General features: G+C 36.4%; 24 protein-coding genes. 9 read left to right on the forward strand and 15 right to left on the reverse strand.

Going from position 1 to position 26,112, the window contains the following annotated elements:
- Positions 1 to 11: 11 nt before the first annotated feature.
- Together EG849_RS11275 and clpB are read right to left on the reverse strand one after the other, a co-directional pair.
- Positions 12 to 206: a hypothetical protein gene (locus EG849_RS11275; RefSeq protein ID WP_125013187.1), complete on the reverse strand. Its 195-nt coding sequence runs from the start codon at positions 204 to 206 to the stop codon at positions 12 to 14.
- Between the two features lie 247 nt (positions 207 to 453).
- Complete coding sequence (gene clpB, locus EG849_RS11280) at positions 454 to 3,054, reverse strand: ATP-dependent chaperone ClpB (protein WP_125013188.1); 2,601 nt, start codon at positions 3,052 to 3,054, stop codon at positions 454 to 456.
- 127 nt (positions 3,055 to 3,181) lie between these two features.
- On the opposite strand from clpB, the gene ytxJ reads away from it, so the two are divergent.
- A complete protein-coding gene (gene ytxJ, locus EG849_RS11285; RefSeq protein ID WP_125013189.1) occupies positions 3,182 to 3,583 on the forward strand; it encodes a bacillithiol system redox-active protein YtxJ in 402 nt (133 codons plus the stop codon).
- A 186-nt stretch (positions 3,584 to 3,769) separates the two neighbouring features.
- Here ytxJ and EG849_RS11290 read toward each other — a convergent pair whose 3' ends face one another.
- The 13 genes from EG849_RS11290 to fahA all read right to left on the reverse strand — a co-directional run bounded on the left by EG849_RS11290 (position 3,770) and on the right by fahA (position 18,860).
- Positions 3,770 to 4,843 (reverse strand): type I restriction endonuclease, encoded by a 1,074-nt coding sequence (locus EG849_RS11290; RefSeq protein WP_125013190.1) that lies wholly within the window; start codon positions 4,841 to 4,843, stop codon positions 3,770 to 3,772.
- Positions 4,844 to 5,055: 212 nt separating this feature from the next.
- Positions 5,056 to 6,366: an argininosuccinate lyase gene (gene argH / locus EG849_RS11295; protein WP_125013191.1), complete on the reverse strand. Its 1,311-nt coding sequence runs from the start codon at positions 6,364 to 6,366 to the stop codon at positions 5,056 to 5,058.
- A gap of 8 nt (positions 6,367 to 6,374) precedes the next feature.
- Positions 6,375 to 7,442, reverse strand: coding sequence for a M20 family metallo-hydrolase (locus EG849_RS11300; RefSeq protein ID WP_125013192.1), 1,068 nt, complete (start codon positions 7,440 to 7,442; stop codon positions 6,375 to 6,377).
- Positions 7,439 to 8,221 (reverse strand): acetylglutamate kinase, encoded by a 783-nt coding sequence (gene argB / locus EG849_RS11305; RefSeq protein WP_125013193.1) that lies wholly within the window; start codon positions 8,219 to 8,221, stop codon positions 7,439 to 7,441. Before argB ends, EG849_RS11300 begins: the two co-directional genes overlap by 4 nt.
- Positions 8,211 to 9,161: an N-acetylornithine carbamoyltransferase gene (locus EG849_RS11310; RefSeq protein WP_125013194.1), complete on the reverse strand. Its 951-nt coding sequence runs from the start codon at positions 9,159 to 9,161 to the stop codon at positions 8,211 to 8,213. The genes argB and EG849_RS11310 overlap by 11 nt, the downstream gene beginning before the upstream one ends.
- Positions 9,158 to 10,303 carry an aspartate aminotransferase family protein gene (locus EG849_RS11315; RefSeq protein WP_125013195.1) on the reverse strand — a complete coding sequence of 382 codons (1,146 nt, stop codon included), beginning with the start codon at positions 10,301 to 10,303 and terminating at the stop codon, positions 9,158 to 9,160. Before EG849_RS11315 ends, EG849_RS11310 begins: the two co-directional genes overlap by 4 nt.
- Positions 10,304 to 10,425: 122 nt before the next feature.
- The gene (gene argC, locus EG849_RS11320; RefSeq protein ID WP_125013196.1) at positions 10,426 to 11,403 is read right to left on the reverse strand and encodes an N-acetyl-gamma-glutamyl-phosphate reductase; all 978 of its coding nucleotides are present in this window, start codon (positions 11,401 to 11,403) and stop codon (positions 10,426 to 10,428) included.
- Positions 11,396 to 12,589 (reverse strand): argininosuccinate synthase, encoded by a 1,194-nt coding sequence (locus tag EG849_RS11325; protein WP_125013197.1) that lies wholly within the window; start codon positions 12,587 to 12,589, stop codon positions 11,396 to 11,398. The genes argC and EG849_RS11325 overlap by 8 nt, the downstream gene beginning before the upstream one ends.
- 4 nt (positions 12,590 to 12,593) lie before the next feature.
- A complete protein-coding gene (locus EG849_RS11330) occupies positions 12,594 to 13,202 on the reverse strand; it encodes a GNAT family N-acetyltransferase (protein ID WP_125013198.1) in 609 nt (202 codons plus the stop codon).
- Between the two features lie 452 nt (positions 13,203 to 13,654).
- On the reverse strand, positions 13,655 to 15,124 hold the full coding sequence (locus EG849_RS11335; RefSeq protein WP_125013199.1) for an N-acetylmuramoyl-L-alanine amidase: 1,470 nt from the start codon (positions 15,122 to 15,124) through the stop codon (positions 13,655 to 13,657).
- 1 nt (position 15,125) lies between these two features.
- The gene (locus EG849_RS11340; RefSeq protein WP_125013200.1) at positions 15,126 to 15,971 is read right to left on the reverse strand and encodes a TolB family protein; all 846 of its coding nucleotides are present in this window, start codon (positions 15,969 to 15,971) and stop codon (positions 15,126 to 15,128) included.
- Positions 15,972 to 16,073: 102 nt separating this feature from the next.
- Entirely contained in the window at positions 16,074 to 17,258 is a 1,185-nt protein-coding gene (locus EG849_RS11345) for a hypothetical protein (RefSeq protein ID WP_125013201.1), read from the reverse strand.
- 318 nt (positions 17,259 to 17,576) lie between these two features.
- A complete protein-coding gene (fahA, locus tag EG849_RS11350) occupies positions 17,577 to 18,860 on the reverse strand; it encodes a fumarylacetoacetase (RefSeq protein WP_125013202.1) in 1,284 nt (427 codons plus the stop codon).
- A 110-nt stretch (positions 18,861 to 18,970) separates the two neighbouring features.
- On the opposite strand from fahA, the gene glyA reads away from it, so the two are divergent.
- From glyA to EG849_RS11380, 8 genes are all read left to right on the forward strand, one after another.
- Positions 18,971 to 20,245, forward strand: coding sequence for a serine hydroxymethyltransferase (glyA, locus tag EG849_RS11355; protein WP_125013203.1), 1,275 nt, complete (start codon positions 18,971 to 18,973; stop codon positions 20,243 to 20,245).
- A gap of 196 nt (positions 20,246 to 20,441) precedes the next feature.
- A complete protein-coding gene (locus tag EG849_RS15625; RefSeq protein WP_158611944.1) occupies positions 20,442 to 20,675 on the forward strand; it encodes a hypothetical protein in 234 nt (77 codons plus the stop codon).
- Positions 20,647 to 22,293, forward strand: a complete 1,647-nt coding sequence (locus tag EG849_RS11360; RefSeq protein WP_233581786.1) for a type VI secretion system Vgr family protein — start codon at positions 20,647 to 20,649, stop codon at positions 22,291 to 22,293. Before EG849_RS15625 ends, EG849_RS11360 begins: the two co-directional genes overlap by 29 nt.
- Positions 22,294 to 22,304: 11 nt before the next feature.
- Positions 22,305 to 22,472: a hypothetical protein gene (locus EG849_RS15630; protein ID WP_158611946.1), complete on the forward strand. Its 168-nt coding sequence runs from the start codon at positions 22,305 to 22,307 to the stop codon at positions 22,470 to 22,472.
- 7 nt (positions 22,473 to 22,479) lie between these two features.
- Complete coding sequence (locus EG849_RS11365; protein ID WP_125013205.1) at positions 22,480 to 24,045, forward strand: glycoside hydrolase family 19 protein; 1,566 nt, start codon at positions 22,480 to 22,482, stop codon at positions 24,043 to 24,045.
- Positions 24,046 to 24,055: 10 nt separating this feature from the next.
- Positions 24,056 to 24,781: a hypothetical protein gene (locus tag EG849_RS11370; RefSeq protein WP_125013206.1), complete on the forward strand. Its 726-nt coding sequence runs from the start codon at positions 24,056 to 24,058 to the stop codon at positions 24,779 to 24,781.
- A gap of 76 nt (positions 24,782 to 24,857) precedes the next feature.
- Positions 24,858 to 25,613, forward strand: coding sequence for a hypothetical protein (locus tag EG849_RS11375; RefSeq protein ID WP_125013207.1), 756 nt, complete (start codon positions 24,858 to 24,860; stop codon positions 25,611 to 25,613).
- Positions 25,603 to 26,106, forward strand: a complete 504-nt coding sequence (locus tag EG849_RS11380) for a DUF4280 domain-containing protein (protein ID WP_317125206.1) — start codon at positions 25,603 to 25,605, stop codon at positions 26,104 to 26,106. The genes EG849_RS11375 and EG849_RS11380 overlap by 11 nt, the downstream gene beginning before the upstream one ends.
- Positions 26,107 to 26,112: the final 6 nt, after the last annotated feature.

Raw genomic sequence — 26,112 nt, forward strand, 5'->3', positions numbered from 1 at the left:
TTTTGTTTAGTTTAAGATTCGTCTTTGGTCGTTTTTATTAATCCGATGCCAGAAACAAAGAAAATCAATCCCAAAACGCCATAAATTGCAAGCATTTTATAGCTTTGCGTGCCTCCAGATACATTTATAAAAAGGTAGGCGGCATAAATCAGGCCGATGATTCCGAGCGTGGTCAGAATCGTTCCGAAAATTCTTTTTAAATTCATAATAATTAAAGTTTAGTTATTAAATTGGTTGAACTTAAATTTACTTGAATTTCTTCGTAATTGTCTTATATGTAGGGAGAAAATTAACATTTTTGGCCAAGAAGAAAGAAAAAGAAAAGAAGCAAAAAGCAAGAAAACAATCAATACTTGAAAATCTACATTATCCGCCAAATTCGCGTTTCATTAATTATAAAAAAAAACACCAACATTGCTGCTGGTGTTTTTGGGGCAATCTGTAATCAACTATTTATTTTGCCAATTCGGTCTGGTTTCTGAAAACCAATTCCCCGTCAAAACTATCCAGCAAAATAATGCTATCGGTGGTCACTTTATTCGAAAGAATTTCTTTAGAAAGTTGGTTCAAAACTTCTTTCTGGATCACTCTTTTTACAGGCCTTGCGCCAAACTGCGGATCAAATCCTTTTTTAGAAAGATATGAAATGGCGTCTGGAGTTGCGTCAAGCGTAATGTTTTGGAGCGCTAACATCTTCGTAATTGACTTCAATTGCAAGCCCACAATTTCTTTAATATTTCCTTCGTTCAAAGGCGTAAACATCACGATGTCATCAATTCTATTGATAAACTCAGGACGAACGGTTTGTTTCAATAAGCCCAAGACTTCGACTTTCGCCGCTTCAATCGTACTTTCAGGATCGCCTTTTAAGTTTTCAAATTTCTCTTGAATTATCGAGCTTCCCATATTGGATGTCATGATGATAATCGTGTTCTTGAAATCAGCCAGACGCCCTTTGTTGTCCGTCAAGCGTCCTTCATCCAGCACTTGCAGCAAGATATTAAAAGTATCAGGATGCGCTTTTTCAATTTCGTCTAACAAAACCACGGAATAGGGTTTTCTTCGAACGGCTTCCGTCAACTGTCCGCCTTCATCATAGCCCACATACCCCGGAGGCGCACCGACTAATCGGCTCACGCTGTGTCGCTCCTGGTATTCGCTCATATCAATTCGAGTCATCGCATTTTCATCGTCAAACAAATATGTTGCCAATGCTTTTGCCAATTCTGTTTTTCCAACTCCAGTCGTACCAAGGAATAAGAACGAGCCGATTGGTTTTTTGATGTCTTGCAAACCGGCACGGCTTCGTCTCACGGCGTCGCTGACGGCTTCAATGGCTTCTTCCTGGCCAACCACTCTTCTGTGCAATTCTTCCTCCAAATGAAGCAATTTCTCGCGTTCGCCCTGAAGCATTTTCATCACTGGAATTCCAGTCCATTTGGCCACCACTTCTGCAATATCTTCTCGGGTAACTTCTTCCTTGATTAAAGAATGGCCTTCGTTTTCTTGCAGCTGCTTTTGAAATTGGTCTAATTTTTCCTGCGCTTCCTTGATTTTTCCATAGCGAAGTTCCGCTACTTTTCCATAATCGCCGTCACGTTCGGCTCTTTCCGCTTCAATTTTAAAATTTTCAATTTCTAATTTAGCCGACTGCACATTATCAACAATATCTTTCTCTGATTTCCATTTAGCAAAAATCTCGTTGCGTTCTTCTTTTAAGTTGGCCAATTCCATACCTAAACCTTTCAGCTTGTTTTCGTCCTTTTCGCGTTTGATCGCTTCCATTTCAATTTCAAGCTGCATGATCTTTCTGTCTAAAACATCCAACTCTTCTGGTTTGGAATTGATTTCCATCCGAAGTTTTGAAGCCGCTTCGTCCATCAAGTCAATCGCTTTATCCGGAAGAAAACGATTGGTAATATAGCGTTGCGAAAGTTCTACCGCCGCAATAATTGCATCGTCTTTAATTCGAACTTGGTGGTGTGTTTCGTATTTTTCTTTGATACCGCGCAAAATAGAAATCGCACTTTCGGTATCGGGTTCATCGACCAAAACTTTTTGGAAACGTCTTTCTAATGCTTTGTCTTTCTCAAAATATTTTTGGTATTCGTCAAGAGTCGTCGCGCCAATAGCTCTCAGTTCGCCACGCGCCAAAGCAGGTTTCAAGATGTTTGCGGCATCCATCGCGCCTTCGCCACCGCCAGCTCCTACCAACGTATGGATTTCGTCGATGAACAAAACGATGTCGCCTTCGGCGGAAGTCACTTCCTTTACAACCGATTTCAATCGCTCTTCAAATTCCCCTTTGTATTTCGCTCCGGCAATCAACGCACCCATATCTAATGAGAAAACGATTTTGTCTTTCAAGTTCTCTGGAACGTCGCCATCCACAATTCGATGCGCCAGACCTTCTGCAATTGCGGTTTTCCCAACACCAGGTTCCCCTACAAGCATCGGGTTGTTTTTGGTTCTTCGGGTTAAAATCTGCAAAACCCGGCGAATTTCTTCATCGCGTCCAATAACCGGATCGAGTTTGCCGTTTCGGGCCAATTCGTTTAGGTTTTTGGCATATTTATTTAGCGAATTATATGTTTCTTCCGCAGAAGCAGAAGTCACTCTTTCGCCTTTTCGAAGTTCGTCAATCGCACTTTCCAATCCTTTTTTGGTAACGCCTTGATCTTTCAAGATTTGGGCAATCTTACTTTTCGAATTAAAAACGGCAAGCAAAAGATGTTCGATAGAAACGAATTCGTCATTCATCTTTTTAGCTATATTTGACGCTTCAATCAGCGAATTGTTGGCGTCTCGCGACAGTATCAGTTCCCCGCCAGAAACTTTTGGAAACGATTGCAAAGTGCTATCTAAAATTTGCTGAAGTAATGGTATATTGACGTTCAGCTTTTTAAGCAGGAACGGAGTAACATTTTCATCAACTTCAAAAATAGCTTTAACGATATGCTCGTTTTCAATCTGCTGGTGGCCAAAACTTTGAGCAATTTGTTGCGCTCTCTGAATCGCTTCTTGAGATTTTATGGTAAAATTATTAAAGTTCATAAATTATTTTTTTAAATTTATAAGAGTCATTTCAATTTATGTTCCAACAGGATAAATCTGACAAAATGGCTTAAAAAAGAATAACAATACTAATTTAACAAGACAAAAAGTCTTAAAAACTGACGATATGGGTATATTCGGAAACATTTTTGGAGGTTCAAACGAATCAGACAATAAAGATACAAACCAAAACGGCCTCAATTGGAATGCTTTAACAGAAATAAAACAGTTGGATTCTATTGTAGATGCTTCAGCTGAAAAGCCTGTCGTAATCTTCAAGCACAGCACCAGATGCAGTATCAGCAGAATGGCGCTGAAAAATTTTGAAAGAGAATATGATTTAGCCGAAAGCGAAGCCGCGCCTTACTTTTTAGATTTGCTGGAACACCGCGATATTTCAAACGAAATTGCACAGAAATTCCAGGTCATCCACCAATCGCCACAATTGATATTGATTAAAGACGGTAAAGCGGTTTATAATGCTTCGCACAGTGAAATCGATGCGGAAGCGTTAAAATCTAAAATTTAGAGCAAAATATCATTGCGACGAAGGAAGCAGTTTATAAAGCTTTTTGAGTACGAGTTGCTTCGTTCGTCGAAATGACATTGAAATGCTTTTTATATAAATAGAATTATTGCCATTCAGTAATTTCAGAAAGGTTTTGAGTATTTAAAGTGCTATTTTTATTTTTTAATGATTGTTGGATTTTATCAATTATTCGTAATTATTGATTGTAGCTAATAATTCATTTTTAAAGCTGTAAATTTCATCTAAGGAAGATATGAGTTTTTTTTCTCCACTTTCTTTTCCATTATTGAATAGTTCCACATATTTGTTTGAAGAATTAAAATGTAGGCGACAGATAGGTTTGCGGTTATTGTCATCTAACAAGATTCCGAAGTAAGATTGTGTGTCTCTAAATGCAATTCTAGATGCCGGTAAGATTTCTCTTAAAATAGCTTTTATTATTTGAGATCCTTCTATTTCTTCTTCAGTTGTTATAAATTTTGGAGCTTCAGTATTCTCGTCAATAGGTATTGTTTGGTCAATAGTTTTAGATGGAACATTTTCATTAATGTTTAAAGCGTTTTTGAGCCTAAAGCTTATTGATTCATTGATGGAATTTGAGAAAGCTTTTTTAGTATATTCTTTGAAAGTAGCCAATCTTGATGCTGTCAATGGCTTGCCGAAAAATCTATTTACTAACAATCTTACCATTTCATCTGAGGGTTCTTGTAGTTCTTTTTCAAACTCATTTCTAATGGCTTTTATGTATTTCAAAGCTTCTGCGGAATCTAAAATTTCTTCTAGATTATAGCCGTTTTTAGAAAAATTCTCTAATATTTTTAAGCTGGAATCTTTGAGGTCAGATAGATCTAATGTGAAAAATGGCTTTTCATCCATTATATTAGGTTTTTCTAAATCAGCGTAAAAATTATATTGATGCCCATTTGTTAAAACACCAAATCGAGATTTCGAAACATGATAATATCTGTGAAGCTGTGAATTATGAGCGTCCACTTTTTCTTTCCAATGCTTGCATTCAATAATTAAAATTGGTTCGCCATCTCTTTTAATAACATAATCAATTTTCTCACCTTTTTTGGTTCCTATGTCACATATAAATTCAGGAATTACTTCCGTTGGATTAAAAATATCATATCCTAGAATTTGTATAAAAGGCATTACAAACGCATTTTTCGTAGCTTCTTCAGTGCTTATTTGATCTTTTAAAGCATCCACTCTTTGGTGTAATTGCTGTAACTTTAATTTAATATCTGCTTCCATATTTAAGATTTAATTTGTCAAAAAGGTTAGGGGTTATTTAATAGCGATTGAACAATTAGAAGTTAATAAATAGTGATTGTAGGTTAAATATTACTTATTTTGGTATTGTTTATTTTTCACTAAAGTAATATAATTCCTAAGATATGATTATGTTTTACTATAATTACCTAAAATATTTTTAAATTAAATCTAAAAAAAATTCACTTTATTGATTAATAACCTGGTAGATTCAGTGATTCTAAGCCTAATTCTCTCTCCATCTTCAAAACAATTTCTTTCAAACACAAATTATTAATACTTCCTTCGTGTGTATGTTTCGTGGCTTTTGGTGATTGAAAAGTCTTGTTTTCAATTTGTTCGGCCACGATTTTATAGGCGTCTCTAAACGGTGTTCCAGCGGTAACCAACTCATTTAAAGAATCTACCGTGAACAAATAATCATATTTGCTGTCTTTTAAAATGTTCTCGTTTACCGAAATGTCTTTGATGGCAAAATGAAAAATTTCCAAACACGATTTTAAACTCTGAATCGCCGGAAAAAGGCTTTCCTTCAACAGTTGAAAATCCCTGTGGTAACCGCTCGGCAGGTTGTTGGTCAGCAAAGTCAATTCATACGGCAACGCCTGAATTTTATTGCATTTGGCTCTGATCAGTTCAAAAACATCGGGGTTTTTCTTGTGGGGCATAATGCTCGACCCGGTCGTCAAATGGCTTGGCAAACTGATAAAATTGAAATTTTGGCTCAAATACAAGCAAATATCCATTGAAAATTTTGACAGCGTCGAAGCCAAGCTCGCCATGGCAAAAGCCGTCGCTTTCTCTGATTTCCCTCTGCTCATTTGCGCAGCAACAGAATTGTATTTCAACGTTTTGAATCCTAATAATTCTGTCGTAAACGTTCGGTCAATTGGAAACGAACTGCCATAACCCGCAGCAGAACCCAACGGATTTTGATCCACAATTTGCAACGCCGCATTCAACTGCGTCACATCATCGATCAAAATCTCAGCATAGGCCGAAAACCACATTCCAAAAGAAGAAGGCATTGCCACTTGAAAATGCGTATAACCCGGAATCATAACGTTTTGGTGTTTTTTACTTAAAGTAATTAATTCGGTAAAAAGTTCCTTGGTTTGCAATTTTATTTCGCTTAATTCGGCTTTTAAAAACAAATGAACGTCAGTCAAAACTTGATCATTTCTAGAACGCGCCGTATGGATTTTCTTTCCGGTATCGCCTAATTTTTCGGTCAAAAGATATTCTACTTTTGAATGTACATCTTCAAAAGAATCTTCAATTGTAAAGTTTCCTTTTTCGATTTCTTCCAAAATAGCTTCCAATTCTGAAACCAAATTAGCAGTTTCTTCTGCAGTCAAAAGATTGATTTTATGCAACATTTTGGCATGCGCAATCGAGCCCAAAACGTCATATTTTGCTAAAACCAAGTCCAGTTCTCTGTCATTTCCAACCGTGAAAAGGTCTATTTTTTTATCTGTCGGTATTCCTTTTTCCCAAAGTTTCATATGTGATTTTATTTAAAAAAGTTGGTTAATAATTTGATATACAAATCGATGCCTTCTTTTATTTCGTCCAAATAAATAAATTCGTCAGCTGTGTGCGAACGCAAAGAATTTCCTGGCCCGAGTTTCATCGATTGACAGCTCAAAACAGATTGGTCGGAAAGAGTAGGAGAGCCATAAGTGTTTCTGCCCAAGCTGATTCCGGATTGGACTAAAGCATGATTTTTGTCAATAAATGAAGCGTTCAGATGCAAAGAACGGGGCGTGATTTGTGCGTTTACATTCTCGCTGATGATTTCCAAAATCTCCAAGTTTGAATAACAATCATTCACCCGGATATCGACAACCAAACTGCATTCTGACGGAACCACATTGTGCTGTTTTCCAGCGTTTAGTTGCGTTACGGTCATTTTTACCGGACCTAAAACTTCTGATTTCTTATCAAATTCATATGTTTTAAACCAATCAATTATTGGCAAAGCGTTGTAAATTGGGTTGTCCAAATTTTGATGTGCGGCGTGGCTTGCCGTTCCTGGAACGATAATATCCAAGACTAATAAGCCTTTTTCGGCAATGGCCAAATGCATTTCGGTCGGTTCGCCTACAATCGCGCATTCGATTTCTGGCAAATGCTTTAAAATACTGTTTAGGCCTATCGGACCGCTACTTTCTTCTTCGGCAGTCGTGGCGATAATCAAGTTGTAAGGAAGGTTTTCAAACGCATAAAAATAAGTGAAAGTCGCCATCAATGAAACCAGACAGCCACCGGCATCGTTGCTTCCCAAGCCAAATAATTTACCGTCTTTTTTAATGGCTTCCAGCGGATTTAAAGTGTAGCCTTGATTGGGTTTCACCGTGTCGTGGTGGGAGTTTAGGAGCAAATTAGGTTTTGATTCGTCATAATTTAAATTATACGCCCAAATGTTATTGTTCTCTCTTTTAAACGGAATTTCATTAGATGAAAACCATTGTTCAAGCAAAAGCGCGGTTTGGTCTTCTTGTGAAGAAAAAGATTCGGTTTCAATCAATTTTTTCAATAAAGCAATCGCTTCTTCGGTCAGTTGGTTGATGGTTTTCATAATTTGATTTTGGTGTGAATCGTGCTGTTTTTCAATACGTTTTGATTTCCAATGAGGATATTTTGAACGCCATTGGAAAGAGATTTGAAACAGTTTTCTAACTTCGGAAGCATTCCGGAATGAATGATTTTTTGTTCTTTCAGAATTGAATATTTCTCGAAATTAATTTCTTCAATAACGGATGCCTCGTCTTCAGAATTTGATAAAACGCCTTTCTTTTCAAAACAATAAATCAGATTGACGTCAAAAGCATTCGAAAGCGAAATCGCAATTTCAGAAGCAATCGTGTCCGCATTTGTATTTAATAACTGTCCGTTTCCATCGTGTGTAATTGCGGAAAAAACAGGCGTTATGTTTTGTAAAAGCAACATTGAAATCAACTCTTTATTTACGGAAATTACATCACCAACAAAGCCAAAATCGACTTCAGAATTTTTCCTTTTTTCGGATAAAATTACGTTGCCGTCCGCTCCAGAAAAACCGATGGCGTTAGTTTTTAAAGCTTGTAATTGAGCTACTATTTGTTTGTTTAATAAGCCAGAATAAGTCATAACTGTTACATCAAGCATAGCTTTATCTGTAATTCTTCTTCCGTTTGAAAATAAAGGTTTTAAATTTAATTTTTCTGCAATTTCAGTGGCCGTTTTTCCACCGCCGTGAATCAAGATTTTAGCTTCTTTCAATTCGGAAAAATCGTTTAGAAAATCACTCAATAATTGTTCATTATCAATGATGTTTCCTCCGATTTTTACGATAGTTATTTTGGGCTTATTTTCCATCTTCCAAGATTTTTTTCAGAATCGCTTGCGTTGCAAAAGTTCTGTTGTTTGCTTGCTGAATTACGATCGAATTTTCACTATCCAAAACTTCGTCAGTCACAATCATATTTCTCCTTACCGGAAGACAATGCATAAATTTTGCATTCTTGGTAAATGCCATTTTTTCAGAAGTTACGGTCCAATTGGCATCATTTGAAAGGATTTTTCCGTAGTCATTGTACGAACTCCAATTCTTGGCATAAATAAAATCGGCGTTTTTAAAAGCTTCGTCTTGATTGTCAGTAATTGTAGCTCCTTTTGTGATTTCCGGGTTCAATTCGTAGCCTTTCGGATGCGCAATAACCAAATCATATTCCGATAATTTCATCATTTTCACAAACGAATTCGGAACCGCGTGAGGCAATGCTTTTGGGTGTGGCGCCCATGTCAAAACCACCTTCGGCTTTCTTTTCGTCTTGTATTCTTGAATCGTCAGCGCGTCAGCCACGGCCTGCAAAGGATGTTCTGTGGCGCCTTCTAAGCTGATAACCGGGATCGTGGCGTATTTCACGAACGAGTTGATCACTTGTTCTTGTTCATCATTCTCCTTGTCGGTCAATGTTGGGAAACTTCTGATGCCGATGATGTCGCAATATTGCGAAATCACCTGCGAAGCTTCCTTGATGTGTTCGGCTTTGTTCCCGTCCATAACGGTTCCGTTTTCGAATTCAAGCGACCAACCCTCAGTATTTAAATTCATCACGATGCAGTTCATTCCTAAATTCAATGAAGCTTTTTGCGTGCTCAATCTCGTTCTCAAACTTGAGTTGAAAAACAATAATCCTAATGTTTTATTTTTGCCTAATTCGCTATTTTCAAACGGATCAGATTTTATTTTTTTAGCCGATAAAATCAATTCCTCTAAATCGATAATATCATCTACAGAAGTGAATTTTTTCATAGCGTAATTTTTAAAGAGTGTAATGCATTTTTCAGACCTACAGTAAATTGGTCTATTTGACTTGAAGTGATTGCTAAAGGTGGTAAAATTCTCAAAAGGTTTTTTTGGGAAGCATTTCCTGTGAAAATGTGCTGTTCGTAAATCAAGTTTTTACGCAATTCAGTCACGTCAAAATCGAACTCCAAACCAAGCATCAAACCTTTTCCTTTTATCTTTTTTATTTCCGGAATTTCAGAAACAGCTTGGATAAAATAAGCCGATTGTTGCTTCACATTTTCAAGAATATTTTCGTTTTCGATAATTTCTAAAACCGACAAAGCGGAAGCAGAAGCCAAATGATTGCCACCAAAAGTAGTTCCTAACAAACCGTACGAAGCCTTGAATTTATCGCTGATCAGCAAACCGCCAATCGGGAAACCGTTGCCCATTCCTTTTGCCATCGTAATGATATCGGGTTTGATAGTGTGATGCTGGTGTGCGAAAAACTTTCCAGAACGGCCATATCCGCTTTGAATTTCATCTAAAATCAAGATGACATTATTCTCATTACAAATGGTTTCTAATTCTTGAAAAAAGGCTGTCGTTCCTTCGTCTAAACCGCCAACGCCTTGAATTCCTTCGATGATAACTGCCGTAATTTCATTTTCAGAAATGGCTTTTTTAACCAAATCAATTTCGTTTAACGGAAGAAAAATAACGTCGTGATTGGCATTTATCGGAGCAATAATCGATGGATTATCAGTCACGGCAACCGAAGCAGAAGTTCTTCCGTGGAAGCTTTTTTCAAAGGTAATTACTTTTGACTTTTTATTGTGGAAAGAAGCCAATTTTAAGGCATTTTCGTTCGCTTCAGCACCAGAATTACACAAAAAAACACTGTAATCAGGATAACCGGAAACTTCAGTCAATTTTTTTGCAAAAGCTTCTTGCAACGGATTTTGGATTGAATTCGAATAAAATCCGATTTTTTCAATTTGGTTTTGAATCGCTTCTACATATTTTGGATGCGAATGCCCGACAGAAATTACGCCGTGACCGCCATAAAAATCTAAATATTCTTGACCGTTTTCATCCCAGACTGTTGCTCCTAAAGCTTTGAATGGCTTGATGTTATATATTGGGTATACGTTGAATAAGCTCATGTTGATATTTAATTATGTTAATTTCAGAGAAGTTTATTTCTCGATTAGAATTTTTCTTTTCGTAGCGTGCGACAGATTTTTATTTCTCGCAAAGACGCCAAGGCGTAAAGTTTTCGGAAGAATTAAAAACCGCTCGGTTTCAGCTTTAATCCAGTAGTTTCTTCCAATCCGAACATCAAATTCATATTCTGAATTGCTTGTCCAGAAGCACCTTTCAAAAGATTGTCAATCACGGAAGTGACCAAAACATAATCGCCTTTTTTCTCTAAACTGATGATGCATTTGTTGGTTTGAACCGCCATTTTTAAATTAATGTTTTCGCTTGAAACGAACGTAAAGGGATGACTTTTGTAGAAATTTTGATAGATTTCGATCAATTCTTCCAATTTTTTGTCTGTTTTGGTGTAAAGCGTCGCAAAAATTCCTCGCGTAAATTCACCACGATTTGGAATGAATAAAATGTCGCTTTGAAAATTATTTTGCAATTGGTTTACACTTTCCTTTATTTCTGCCAAATGTTGGTGCTCAAACGCCTTGTAATGCGAAATATTCGAATTTCTCCAGCTGTGATGCGATGTTTCCGTCGGTTGAACTCCTGCGCCAGTGCTTCCGGTAACGGCATTGATGTGAACATCGTTTTGCAATAATTTTTGCGAAGCCAAAGGCAAAAGTGCCAACTGAATTGCAGTGGCAAAACAACCCGGATTGGCGATGAATTTTGCTGTTGAAACTTCAGTTTTGTTCAGTTCTGGCAAGCCGTAAACGAAATTTTCTGATTGAAATTCTTTGTCATTTTGCAATCTAAAATCGTTGCTCAAATCAATAATTCTCGTGTGCGAAGCAAATTGATTTTCTTCCAAAAAAGCTTTCGATTTTCCATGACCAAGGCAAAGAAAAACGACATTCACTTCGGGATTTATTGTATCGGTAAAAAGCAAATCTAATTCTCCGATCAAATCAGGATGCGCATTTGTCAGCGGTTTTCCGGCTTGTGATGTGCTGAAAACAAAGTCGATTTCCACATTGGGATGATTGCTTAAAATTCTCAAAAGTTCGCCAGAAGTATAACCAGCGCCACCAATAATTCCTGCCTTAATCATAATCTACGTTGTTTACGTGTGAATAAATCGCCTGTGCATTCCCAAGAATTTTGATAAAACCTTTAGCGTCATCGGCGGTCCATGCATTGTTGACTTCGCCATATTGCCCGAATTTTGAGTCCATCAAATCGTGTGGCGAAGTGATTCCGTCAAGCGAGAAATGATAGGGTTTTAAAGTAACCGTCACTGTTCCCGAAACCATCTTCTGCGTATCTTCCAGAAAAACTTCGATATTTCGCATCACCGGATCTAAAAATTGACCTTCGTGGAAAAGCATTCCGTACCAGTTGGCCAATTGTTCTTTCCAGTATTGTTGCCATTTTCCAAGTGTGTGTTTCTCTAAAAGATGGTGCGCTTTGATGATAATCAACGGCGCCGAAGCCTCAAAACCAACTCTTCCTTTGATACCGATAATGGTGTCGCCAACGTGAATATCTCTGCCGATTGCAAAGGCATTTGCCAGTTTTTCAAGCTTGATAATATTTGCTGAAGGTTTGTCAAATTCATTGTTGATTCCGACAATCTGTCCTTTTTCAAAATGCAAAATCACTTTTTCAGGCGTCGTTTTTTCAAGTTGGGACGGATAGGCGCTATCTGGCAAAGGTTCACTTGAAGTCAGCGTTTCTTTACCGCCGACGCTGGTTCCCCAGATTCCTTTGTTGATAGAATATTGTGCTTTTTCCCAAGAATAATCTACGCCATTTTTTTGTAAATAAGCCACTTCTTCTTGTCTTGATAATTTTAAATCTCTGATTGGCGTAATGATTTCAATTTCTGGAGCGATGGTTTGGAAAATCAAATCAAAACGAATTTGGTCGTTTCCAGCGCCTGTGCTTCCGTGGGAAATGGCGTTTGCGCCAATCTTTTTGGCATATTTTACGGCTTCAATTGCTTGGAAAACTCTTTCGGCACTAACAGAAAGTGGATAGGTATTGTTTTTTAAAACATTTCCATAGACCAAATATTTGATGGCTTTTTCATAATAATTATCAACGATGTCTAAATTAATATGATTCGAACTTCCTAATTCTAAGGCTCTTTTTTCAATCGCTGATAACTCTTCAGAATCAAAACCGCCGGTATTAATTAAAACGGTATGTACTTCATAATGAAGCTCTTTTTGTAAATAAGTAATGCAATAAGAAGTATCCAAACCGCCACTGTAAGCTAAAACTATTTTTTTCATTATATTATTTTTTAAGAAAAGTCTGCTTGATTTCTTTCAATCTGGTCAGCACTTTTTTATTGAATTTTATTTCTTCTGGTTTTTTATTATTTGGATCGTAAAGCATTCCGGTACAGAGGCACATTTTGAATTCTTTTTTTTCTAAAATATCATAATTCGTGCATCCTTTGCAACCCGCCCAAAAAGTGGTATCAGCCGTCAGTTCTGAAAATGGAACCGGTTTGTAACCCAAATCAGAATTGATTTTCATCACCGCCAAACCCGTTGTAATTCCAAAGATTTTTGCGCCAGGATATTTTTCTTGGGAATACTCAAAAACCTTCTTTTTGATTTGTTTGGCCAAGCCCAAATGCCTGTAATCAGGATGAACGATTAAACCAGAATTGGCCACAAACTTCCCGTGTTGCCAACTTTCGATATAGCAGAAACCGGCAAATTTTCCGTTTTCCAAAGCGATGATGGCATCGTGGTTTTGCATCTTTTTTTGGATGTAATCTGGCGATCTTTTGGCGATTCCTGTTCCTCTTAAAAGGGCAGAAGCTTCCATAGTATCGCAGATTTCTTGCGCAAATTTATAATGCTCTTCTTGAGCAATAATAATGGATACACTCATCGTGAAATGTATGTTTAGATTAAAATTTTTAAAGAAAAAATTGGTGCGGAATTGAGAATAGGGCAGACCTATTCTATAAAATAGCTACAGACCTAAGGCCGAAAAAAAGCCAAAACTGCAAATAGTAAGAATAAAAAAGTATGGTCAGGAGTGTATAATCCCGAGAAAATAGCTGAAAATTTCAAAATGTAAAAAAATGAGGAATGAATAAAATAATTCGGAATCGATTTACTTGGGCGGTATAATTATGACCGCACAACCCGAGAAGTTTGGGTTGAAATTGTCCGTGAAATTATATGTAACTTGTAATTATTCATTGGTGCAAATGTATACCAAAAAAAATGATGTTTTCAATAAAAATATTTTTTTTAACAATTTGTGTAAATTTTTTCGCAACTAAAAAAGCCTGAAATTCTATAAATTTCAGGCTTAAAAAAAGGTGTTTTTATTGCTTAATTTTTAATAATTTTTTTACTGAATTCTTGATTGCCAAGAGTGATGTTTACCATATAAATTCCGGAAGGAAAATTTGAAATATCAATTTCTATATCTGAATGCATTTCTTTATCATCCAGCTGTTTGCTTTGGATTAACTTTCCTGTTACATCATAAATCACATAGCTTGCTTTACTCGCCATTTGTTTATTCATTGAGAGCGTAAATTTACCATCATTTGGATTTGGATAGAGCTTAATTTCAGCTAAAGAATCGGTATCATTTGCCATTTTTGCACTGCTACAGCTTATTGCTGTTTTTGATAGCGTTCCATTAGAATTATTTGCAGTTCCATTAGCATTTTTTGCACGGACAGAATACGTATAAGAAGTCCCGGCAGTAATTAAATAGGTATTTAAAAAGGAATTTCCGGTCAAGTCTGGCGCATAAAGGTTTCCATTTCTATAAATATCATAAGAAGTGGCATTGCTTGAAGTTGTCCAAGTGACATTTATTGCGCTTTGGGTTCCACTGCACGTTGCGGTCAAAGTTGCTGTAAAACTTCCGGGAGCTGCATTGCAAACCAAAGTTTTAGCCGAAAGAGTTCCGTTTGAATTTGTTTTTGTTCCCGTACTATTTTTCGCAATTACATGATAAGTGTAGGTTGTTCCGCCCGTTACAAGTGTATTTGTATATTGTGTTCCGGCAATGTTGCTGGCATAAAGCGCTCCATTTCTATAAACATCATAGCCAGTAGCATTTGTTGCTGCTGTCCAATTCAATCGGTTTTGCGTTGAAGTTCCGCTGCATTCTGGTGTAAGCGTAAGCGAGAAATTCCCTGGAACTGCAGTTCCGGCACAAGTCATTTGTAAATTGGATTTCAATGCATTAAAATAGGCAAGTGCAAAATTGTTACGCCAGCTGTCGCTATTTAGTTTCGCAGCATCAGCAGTGGTATCCACAAAACCGATTTCGTTCAGGCAAGCTGTTGCTGAAGAATACCTTAAAACGCCAAGATGGTATCCTAAATAACCAAAATCATCAACACACCTTCTATTGTTCCAGGATCCGTGTGTTACCATGTCTGCCTGGATTTTCTTTGCAAAAGCAATATCCGGAGCCGTATTGGTGTCATCGGCAGTACAATAAAAAGTTTCAGTTCCCGTGCCACCGCCCGCATTGCAATGGATGCTTATAAATCGGTCCGCATTCCAGTTGTTGGACATTAACGCTCTTTGATTGACAGAAATCCATCCGTTTACATTTGTTGTTCTTGTCAAGTGGGCTGTCCAATTACAACTGTTGCTAATTAATGTTTTGGTTTTTTGCCCGACAGCTAGCGAAGTTTCAATTTCTGTGGCTGTTCTTCCGTCAGGATTATTGCTGGTGCTTGCGCCATATCCATGGCCCGGATCGAGAACAATAATTTGAGCGTTTATTCCTAAAGATAGTAGCAATAAACCTATAATAAGAGTAATTTTTTTCATCTTAATTTGTTTTTAGAGTGGCTATAAAGAGACTTCCGCTTTTGTCATCAGCAAAAATTACTTTGTCTTTGTGAATCGTTGGAAACATTTCTGAAATAATCTCGGTATTGGTAATCTTTTTGGTTCGCGAATTTTCCACGTTAAAAAGGTACAATTCTGAGTTACTCACGGTGTGTCCGTCTTCACTTTCATCTAAAAACCCGATGAGATTTTTGTCGTCTTCTGTCCAAGCAGTTGCAATTCCAGTTCCGATTTTTTTTCCTTTAGAACTGCCGTCAATGTCATAAATATAAATATCTGGACCATTGTGAACAGCTACTTTTTTTCCGTCATTTGATAAGATCGCGCTGTAAAATTGCCCTTCATCATTGGTAATGGTCCATGTTTTTGAAGTGGATAGATCCAGAGCTTCAATTTTTAAATTGGCCAAATTGGTGTACACAACGGTTTCATTTCGTGATCCAGAATAAGACGGAAGAAAATTGTGGTTTACATTTTCAATCACCTTTGAGTAGTGATCTTGGATGTTATAGTTCATCACTTTTGAATTGGAAACATACTCTTTTTCAGATCTTTCCTTAAAATAAAAAGAGCCGCCAGATGTATCCCAAGAATAGGCATAACCGCTTCCGGGCGTGTCAGAAATCTGCTTGACAGAATTGTCCTTGAGATCAAGCAGGTAAACGCCTTTTAAATGATCGCCGGTAAGAAGCACAAATTCTCCGGTTGGAGAAAATAATGGATTGGTGTAAAAACCTTCGATATTGATTCGCTCAAAATCTTGGATTTTTTGCCCGTAAAAACTAAAGCTCAGTAGGAATGAGCCGAACAAAATAAATTTATTCATAATATAAGATTTAGGTTAATTATAAAAATAATCTTAAAACCTTAACAATGAATAATCTGAATGTTAATTTATAGTGTAGTTCGTCGATTTTTTGTAAGAATATCAGTTCTTTCTCAGTTTATTTCTTAAAATAATGTTCTTTATTTTTAATTTTAAATCTTCGCCACTGTCAAAAACCATTTGCTCATTTGATGGAAACGGAACCGATTTTCTTCCAAAATACGTATAATAACTTTCATCAGCCGCACGTTTATCGCCACGATAATTTGAATAAATGTTTTCAAAAATAAATTCGCTAGAAAGCGGAAAAGTTTCTAAAAGCTGATTCGTTTTTAAATCTACATAATCCACTTTTGCCGTGACTAAAACAGATTTAAACTGCCTGAATTCATAAATATCAACTTTAACCGTCTTAAATTTATCCACTTTAATAATGTTTCCAAGGCTGTCTTTTACCACATTTCCTCTCGCGTCAAGCAAATTTTTAAGACCGTCCTTAATCTGTTTTTCCTTGGTAAATTGTTTCTCCTTCAATTGTTCCGGTGAAATCAAAATATCTTTAAAATTTACCGCGATTCCATAATCATAAGCCACATTTTTTTGCTTGTTGCTGTGGTAAACCGTCCATTTGTCATTTAGGCCATACGTGCTGAAATCAAGCAAATCACGCTGTAAATCCTGCGGAATGACCATTTTTGTATCATTTTTCATCGAAACGCTCACATAATCGGTTCCTTTTGCGTAGGCTTCGTCAATCAATTTTTTGGTGTCTTTAAAATTCGGGCTTAGTTGTTCCAAATAGACCAAATCATCATACGCGCGACGGACCGTCATTTTGTCTTTCGTGAAAAGCAAGGCTTTTGCATTGTCATATAAATATTTCGCCAGCGCATTTTTACTGCTCACAATCTGGTCTGAATAATCGTCAAATTCAAACTTTGCATTTCTATTTTCTTTCATCAAATGCAACGGCAAAAGCGGGCGAATCTGCTCTTGGCGGTTGTGCAGCAAAATATAAGTATCATAAATTTTTTCTAATTTCTGTGGATTTGCATCTTTGACCAGCAAATTAATTTGGCGCAAGTCGCGGTCTTTCGCCTTTGCAAAAGCCTCTTCCAAAAGATAAATATAATCCTGTTTTCCTTTTTTGTCTTTGTTCTGACGCAGGCTGTTCACCGCATTATCAATCGCAGCATCATATTCGCCGCTGGCCAGCAAATTCGTCGTTTGCTTCACGCCGCACGAAACCAAAACCAGAAATAAAAACAGAGTAGTAATTTTCTTCATAAATGTTAAATTTAAAGCAAATATATATTTTTTTGAAGCAGTTTCCCGCTTTCCGTTACAATCTTTCCTCAAAAAATCTTTTTTCTGCGCCAGCAAATGAGCTTCCGTTGGTCGCTCTTTCCTGCCAAGAAAAAATAGATTTTTTTGAGGATAGGATTTTCACTTCAATCGGGGCTATTGACGCGGTTTGTTCGCTTTTGAAACCTATTATATGTGGGTCTTTTGGTTTTAGATTATGAAATGACTTGGTTCCTCGCAATTGCATAACGAGCAAAAAAAAAGCTCCGATTTCTCGAAGCTTTTGAATATAAAAAAAAATTATTTTCTGGTGAACGGCGGTAATAATTTACTGCAAACTTCGCCAAAACCAATACGAATGTCTTTGTTTTCACAAAATCCTTTCATAATTACGGTGTCGTTGTCATTGATGAACTTCCTTTCGGTTCCATCGCTTAATTTTAAAGGGTTTTTTCCGCCCCAAGTCAATTCTAACATAGAACCAAAACTATCAGGAGTTGAACCAGAAATCGTTCCAGAACCCATCATATCGCCAGAATTGATTCGGCAACCGTTTGATGCGTGATGTGCCAATTGCTGTGCCATGCTCCAATACATATATTTGAAGTTTGATTTTGAAATCAGGCTGGCTTCGGTATTTTCGGGCTGTATATATACTTCTAAGTTGATGTCAAAAGTCTTTTTTCCTTTTTCTTGAAGGTAAGGCAACGGCATCGGGTCTTGTTTCGGGCCTTTTGTCCTAAATGGCTCCAAGGCGTCTAAAGTCACGATCCACGGAGAAATAGAGGACGCAAAGTTTTTTGCCAAAAACGGTCCAAGTGGCACATATTCCCACTTTTGGATGTCGCGGGCGCTCCAGTCATTCAGCAAAACCATTCCGAAAATATAATCTTCCGCTTCGTGAACCGGAATATTTTCACCCATTATATTAGCATCCGTCGTGATAAAAGCGGTTTCTAACTCAAAATCTACCAATCTTGAAGGTCCGAAAACGGGAGTCGTTTCACCGTTTGGCAACGTTTGTCCCATCGGCCTGTGGACCGGAATTCCAGAAGGAACGATTGTAGAACTTCTTCCGTGATACCCTACCGGAATATGAAGCCAGTTTGGCAACAAGGCATTTTCTGGGTCGCGAAACATTTTTCCAACGTTTGTCGCGTGTTCTTTGCTGGAATAAAAATCGGTGTAATCGCCAATTAAAACAGGCAACTGCATTTCGATGTCTTCTACATTAAAGATAACCGTTTCTCTGTGTTTTTCGTTGTCTCTTAATTCTGCATTGTTAGCGTCAAAGATTTCTGCAATTCTGTTTCGAACCAGGCGCCACGTTTTTTTTCCGTCAGAAATAAAATCGTTTAGCGTGTCTTGCATGAACATATCATCCGTCAATTCGATGCCTTCAAAGTAGTTTAACTGCTGTAACGCTCCTAAATCGATTGCAAAATCGCCAATTCGGGTTCCAATGGTTACTACATCATCTTTTGTGAGGAAAACCCCAAATGGTATATTTTGTATAGGAAAATCGCTTTTTTTGGAGACATCCAACCAGGATATTCTACTAGGATCGTTAGCTGTTATAGGCATTGTTATTGTTAGTTTATTTGTTTATAAATCAGTCATCAAATATATAGTTATGTGGCATTTTAACAAACGTTTTTCGTACTTTTGTCGTCAAATTAACAAAAAATTATCAAATGCAACGCGACGAACAAATATTTGATTTAATCCTAGAGGAGCAAGACAGACAAATTCACGGTTTAGAATTGATTGCTTCAGAGAACTTTGTAAGCGACCAAGTGCTTGAAGCAGCTGGTTCAATCTTAACGAATAAATATGCTGAAGGATATCCTGGAAAAAGATATTATGGAGGCTGTGAAGTGGTTGACGTAATCGAGCAGATTGCGATTGACAGAGCAAAAGCTTTATTTGGTGCCGAATATGCAAACGTGCAGCCACACTCTGGTTCACAAGCAAATACGGCCGTTTACCACGCTTGTTTGAAACCTGGAGATAAAATTCTTGGTTTTGACTTGTCTCACGGCGGTCACTTGACGCACGGTTCTCCTGTGAATTTCTCAGGAAGACTATACAATCCGGTTTTTTATGGAGTAGAGCAGGAAACTGGCCGCTTGAACTATGATAAAATCCAAGAGATTGCTACAAAAGAACAGCCAAAATTGATTATTGCTGGAGCTTCGGCTTATTCTCGCGATATGGATTTTGAGCGTTTTAGGGTAATTGCTGACAGTGTTGGCGCAATTTTAATGGCTGATATTTCTCACCCCGCAGGATTGATTGCTAAAGGTTTAATGAACGACCCGATTCCGCATTGCCATATTGTAACTACTACCACTCACAAAACGTTGAGAGGACCTCGCGGCGGTATGATTTTAATCGGAAAAGATTTTGAAAATCCATTCGGAATCAAAACTCCAAAAGGAGAAACAAGAATGATGTCTTCATTAATTGACGGAGCTGTTTTTCCTGGAAATCAAGGCGGCCCTTTAGAGCACATTATTGCGGCAAAAGCAGTAGCATTTGGTGAAGCTTTGAAAGATGAGTTTTTCACATATGCTAGACAATTGCAGAAAAATGCCAATGCAATGGCTGAAGCTTTTGTAAAGAGAGGATACGATATTATTTCTGGCGGAACTGACAACCACATGATGCTGATTGACCTTAGAAATAAAAATATTTCTGGTAAAGAAGCAGAAAACGCATTGGTAAAAGCAGAAATCACGGTTAATAAAAATATGGTTCCGTTTGATGACAAATCTCCTTTTGTAACTTCAGGAATTCGTGTTGGAACTGCTGCAATTACAACTCGCGGTTTGGTTGAAGAAGACATGGAAACGATTGTTGATTTTATCGACAGAGTCATTGTTGACCATACAAACGAAGCGCTTTTAGAGCAAATTGCTGACGAAGTAAATGAAATGATGGGCGAGAGAGCCATCTTCGTTTTCTAAAACTAAAAGATTTATATTTTTCAAAACCCTTGCTACTGCAAGGGTTTTTTGTTTTAAAATAGTATTGATAAGGTATAAGTTTAATAGTGTAAATTTAATGTTAAAATTGATATTTACATGCTAATATTCGTTAAATTCACTAAATATATTCTTACATCTTCCCCCTAGACTGTAACTAACGATTAAAACTCTAATTATGCCAATAAGTACGCATATTCAGATTCAAATTGGGGGAGAAACACTTACACGTTTTTCTAAATTAGTCATCAATCAGAAGGTACATTCGCACCATCGTTTTTCGATTTTGCAACCGCTACCTAAAGAATTTGTGGCTGAAGCTATTGACAAATCTCAAGATTTATATTGGGAAAACGGTCAAGATCAGCATCACGCCAACAAGCATGCAGACTATTTCTCCATTAAATTTTGAAGGAATTATTACCGAGGCCCAAATGGTGAGAACCGCCGGCGCTTCAGGAGGAATAATTATAAATGGTTATAGTCCGACCATTTTGATGGAAGGTCCGCCGAATATCAGATCTTTTACTGATAAATCACTCGGAACAATTGTTCAAGAAGTTTTAGACGGATATTCCGGCAGCAATTTTAAATCGGCAATTTCGGTTGAAAAGGATGCAACTTTACCTTATACGGTTCAATATGGCGAAAGCGACTTTTCTTTCTTATGCCGAATGGCGCAGAAAAAAGGGCAGTGGTTTTTATACAATGGTGAGGAATTATTGTTTGGAAAAACAAAGCCTAAAAATTTTACTTTAGAATATGGCAGAACTTTACATTCTTTTAACATTGAAATGCGTGCAAAATCGGTTGGTTTTGAATATTTAGGCTATGATCCTTCAAATGGAGAAACACAAAAAGCGAATTCTTCGGAAGTTAACTATCAACCGAATGGCTACTCAAAATCAGTTTTTGAATCTTCTAAAAAGATGTTTCCAAATGTTTCCACAATGTTGTATTCGCATTCATTAGAAGAAGGGAATTCAAGAACACATTTAATTGACAGAGTTTCAACGCAGCTTCAGGCACGAACTTCTGATATGGTCACTGCCAAAGGAGATTCTGATGAAACCGGGCTTCGAATTGGTGATGTTATCGAAATAAAAGAACCCGCTTTTTCGTTGACCGGAAATCCGCTTGACGGCTTAAAAGAACAAAATTTTGGGAGTTATATTTTAACGGATATTATGCACGTTTGCGATGAATCAGGAACGTATCACAATTCATTTGATGCAGTGCCAGAAAGTGTTTTGGCACCACCTTACGGAAACGTTCATAGTTTTCCGACTGCAGAATCACAACCGGCAACCATTATTTCTAACGAAGATCCGGCAGGTTTGGGACGTGTTCAGGTCGCTTTTTCTTGGCAACAAGCCCAAGGAACAAATACGCCATGGATCAGGATGATAAATCCGCATTCTGGCGGCGGAAAAGGATTTTATTTTATTCCCGAAGTGGGAGAAGAAGTTTTAGTGGCTTTTGAAGGTGGCAATGCTGAAAAGCCTTTTGTTCTTGGCGCCATGTATAACGGAAGCGCTTCAAGCAATTATTACACATCAGGAAACGATCAAAAAGTGATTCACACCCGATCAGGAACTAAAATGATTTTCAATGACGCCGCTGGAAGCATTTTCATTGAAGATCCAAGCGGCAATACTTGGAAAATGGACGGAAAAGGGAATATAGAAGTCAATGCGCCAAAAGATTTTACTTTAACCGCTGGCGACAACGTCAATATCAGTGCTGGTAAAAATGTGAATGTCAATGCGGGCGAAAACATCAATAGTTCGGCAAGTAACAGCATTAATGATGATGCCGGAAAAGATATTAATCAAACTGCAACTGGAAACATCCGGGAAACTGCTGATAATAAAACTGAAATGATTCAAGAAACATATGTGAGAGCTTCACAAGATTCGACGCAATATGCCGAGAAAGTTTCGATTTTTAGTTCTAAAGAAAATATGCTTTTGGAAAGTTCTTCAAAGACTGTGGAAATAAATAGTGCAGAAAAATCAAATCTTTTTTAAATCTAAAGATTATGGCCATAAATAAAACAGCAAAGAATTTATATGTAACTCTTTTTAAATCATATGATTCTAAAGCTAAAAAAGTTGAAGAAACTGCAGAAAAGGTTGAAATTGTTGCAACAAAAGAAAACTTAAAATTGTTGTGCAATAAAAAAATAGTCATTACCGGAACCAAATAAGATTGTTATGAGTAATGTTGAATTTAACGAACCTCGATTCGTAAAACCCACAATGGGAAATACGCTCGACATTTATTTTGCCGAAAAAGAAGTAACTCCGATTTTTGAAAATACGGAAGAATCGATTGTTGCCAATAAAGGAGAAAACGAAAAAAAAATCAAGGCACGATTTGTTAAAGATCACAAAATCAATAGCAAAGATATAATTTCATATACTACTGAAAAGACATTTAAAACGGCTGTTGGAGGTGAAAATATTACGATTAAATATAAAAAGAAAGTTAGAGATGAAGTTTCTTTTCCAAAAATAGAGAAAACAAAAATAAAACAGAAAGTATGGATTGTCGCGATTTGCAATAGCCAAAACGGAATTCTATCTGTAGAAATTCTTGAGAATAAACAAACAAATGCTACAGCGATATATGAAGGTTCTGTAAAATTTCTCGTGGGCGAAGAAGAGAAGACTAAAATAGAATTTGATCTTTCGAAAGACAAAACAGGCGAGCCAAATATTTTTGCAAAAGAAATTAAGTTGCAACCAAAAAGCAATGACGATGTAAAATTATTACTTGATAAATATAAAGAACGACCTGATAAAAATTCGTTTCATTTTATAAAAGCAAGTGTTTCCGGAAATGAAGATGAGATCTTTTATCCGGATAATTCTAATGAATTTTTGAATAAGGATGCAAAAAGATTAGAAGTTCTGGGAGTTCCTTGCTATTGTGGCATTGATTTTACGGCAGAACAAATTGAAGAATTTTATAAGAAGAGTAATGGAGATGTCAAGGCGTTATTTACCGCTGACAACTGTCCGCTTCCGGCTGACAAAAAAACTTATAAAGAGTTTACGAAGGAATTAAATATGGCTATGGAAAATTATGAAATCAATACTTGTATTAGGAAAGCCCATTTTCTGGCACAAATTGAAGCCGAGACTTTCTTTGATACCACGCTTGAATATGCTAGTGGGTGGGATTATGATCATATGACGCATTTAGATAATTACAACAATTACAAGTTGTATTTGGCGAACATCAGTAAACCTAAAAATCCATATAAAGATTTTGGTACAAAAGCTGTTAAACGAGGACATGATAGATATTTAGAATGTATTGAACACGGTCACGATGTCAAAGGTCATGGCCCAAAATACAAAGGACGAGGCTTAATTCAGTTGACGTGGAAAGATACTTATGAGGCATATTTTGGTAAATTAACAAAACCAACTTTAATCACGACTCCAGAAGTTGTAGCCAACGATTTAAACATGGTTTGCGATTCTGCTGCTTGGTATTGGAAGGAAAGGTCCAGCTGGGGAAATTTAAATAATTATGCTGACAATGATGATTTTATATCAGCATCAGTTGGTGTGAATGGCGGTTTAAATGGCTTTGAACATAGAAAAGCGAACTTAAAAAAAATTCTAAAAACTTTACAAACCAAAGAAACTTGTGTTAATATAGATAAGATTACAAAGGTTATTGGAGAATATAAATATGAAACAAGCGGTATAAAAAACAAACAGTGGGGAAAAAAAAATAAAAGTAAAATTGAAGCGTATGACGACTAAATCAATACTTATGGCAATTATTGTATTAAAATGCGCTTTTGTTTTTTCGCAAGTTGAAAAAAAAGTTGTAGGTTTTTTTGATGGTGATAATTTATCAGACACTTTATATTATAAGGATTTGAGGTTTATAGACGAATTTAGAAATAAAGACATCGCCTATTCTTGCAAAATTTCGGGCGGAAACGGTAAGAAATATGAATTTAATCTTGGCTTGGGACATGAATCTTTGCAATTTTCGTCGCCCAAAATTGGCTATATTGAAATTTACCAATGGAAAACAGGATCACAAGGCTTTGAACAGTATGAAACCTATAAGTTTAATTCAGAATATGACACTTGGATTTTGCAAAAAATTGTGACCGAAAACGCCGATGGAAAAGAGGAGAATTACATTCCAGAAAAACCAACAAGTATCGACGGAACTGAATTTAAATCTGAAAAACCAAGTTACACTGGTAATTATTATTTATCAAATGATTCGAAAAGATTTAGTATCACGATAAAACAAAATGGAGAACAAAATGTGTTTGAGATATTTGATAAAGGTAAAAAGATATCTAGCGGGATCGCAAAAGTTCAAAAGGTAAAAGAAAAAGATTTGATTTTCTTAAATGATATTGAAGCCGAATATAAAAGCTGTGGCTTGATTGTAAAAAATATTCGGGATGGTTCAGAAAAGCAGTTGCATTTTACACAATATAAAAACGATTATCTGACGTTCAAAAAAGCAAAATAAAAAATAATAAATCTGCTTTTCGTTAAAGAAATTCATTTTTGGTCGATAATATTTTTATTACTTGTCAAGAAGCTACATGGAAAATTATATTTTAAGAAATTACGGAGTAGTATTTAAATATTTTAAAAATGAAGATGATTTTACTCAAATTCATTTTAAAACAGAGGTTACTTACAAAGGAGAACTGAATGACGGAAATCACTATTTTGTTATCAATAAAAAGGAAATTTTCATCAACGGAATGGCCCCAGATTTATTAGTGGAACAAATGGCAGAAAGTGCCGGTTCGTGCCTTTATCCGATGGAAATCGTAACAAATTCACAAGGTCCGTTTGAGGAAATTGCTAATTATGAAGAAATAAAAAAAAGATGGGATTTAAAAAAAATTGAGTTTCAGAATTATTACGAGGGTAAAATTGCAGAAAAAATAATCAAGAAATTAGATATTATTTATTCGAGCAAAACTAAACTTGAAATTGCGATTAAAGACGATTTGTTTTTTACCCTTTTCTTTATGCCGATTTATCGAAAGCATATTGATCGATTAGCTAATTATGAAATAGAAATTGTTTTTATTCCTTTTGAAGAGCCAATTTCTTTTCAAATTATACAAGAAGTAAAACCCTATTTGTCTAGATTGAATAAGCAATTATTAAGCTTAAAAGGATATTGTGATCAAGCAATTAACAGCCACCCAGAATTAGAGCTTGACTATAAAATAGATAATGAAACTAAGAGTTTATCATCAATTATGGGAAGCGTTGATTTAAAAATTGCGAAAGATTCAGTTAATAAAATTGAAATAGAAATTATTCAACTGTTTGAAAATTAAAGTTTCTAATATAAAAGAAAGAGATATGAGCGAAAAACATCTTGTCTGTCAAGGAGCCACTTATCAATGTCAGTTTGGTACAGCTCCTGATAAATTGAAAGTATTAACGCAAACCAAGCGTTACACAAATGATGGCAAAGGGGCTGAAAAGCTAATTGCAACCCACATGGATATTGGCAAAACTTTTGAAAAAAACACCTTTGGATCGTGCTCAAAGATGAACAATAACCCATGTCAAGTTGTTGTGAGTGAATGGAAAGCCTTTTATGAAAACGTAAAAATATCAGAAAACAATGGTAATCCACTTTTAGAAGATAGCAAAGCCACTTGCCCAGTTGGAGCGCCAGACTGTATTTCGATTATTTTTCATGGTCAAACAGCTGAAATCAGTCAACAAAATATTGATAATGCTGATAAGCAAGTGATAGCGCAAATGTTGCCCGGTTTTAATTTTGATGATTTTGACGAAGAAGAAGTAGAACACATTTTGTAAAAAATA

Origin of the sequence: Flavobacterium macacae (assembly GCF_003865365.1) — a bacterium.
GTDB classification, from domain to species: Bacteria; Bacteroidota; Bacteroidia; order Flavobacteriales; family Flavobacteriaceae; genus Flavobacterium; species Flavobacterium macacae.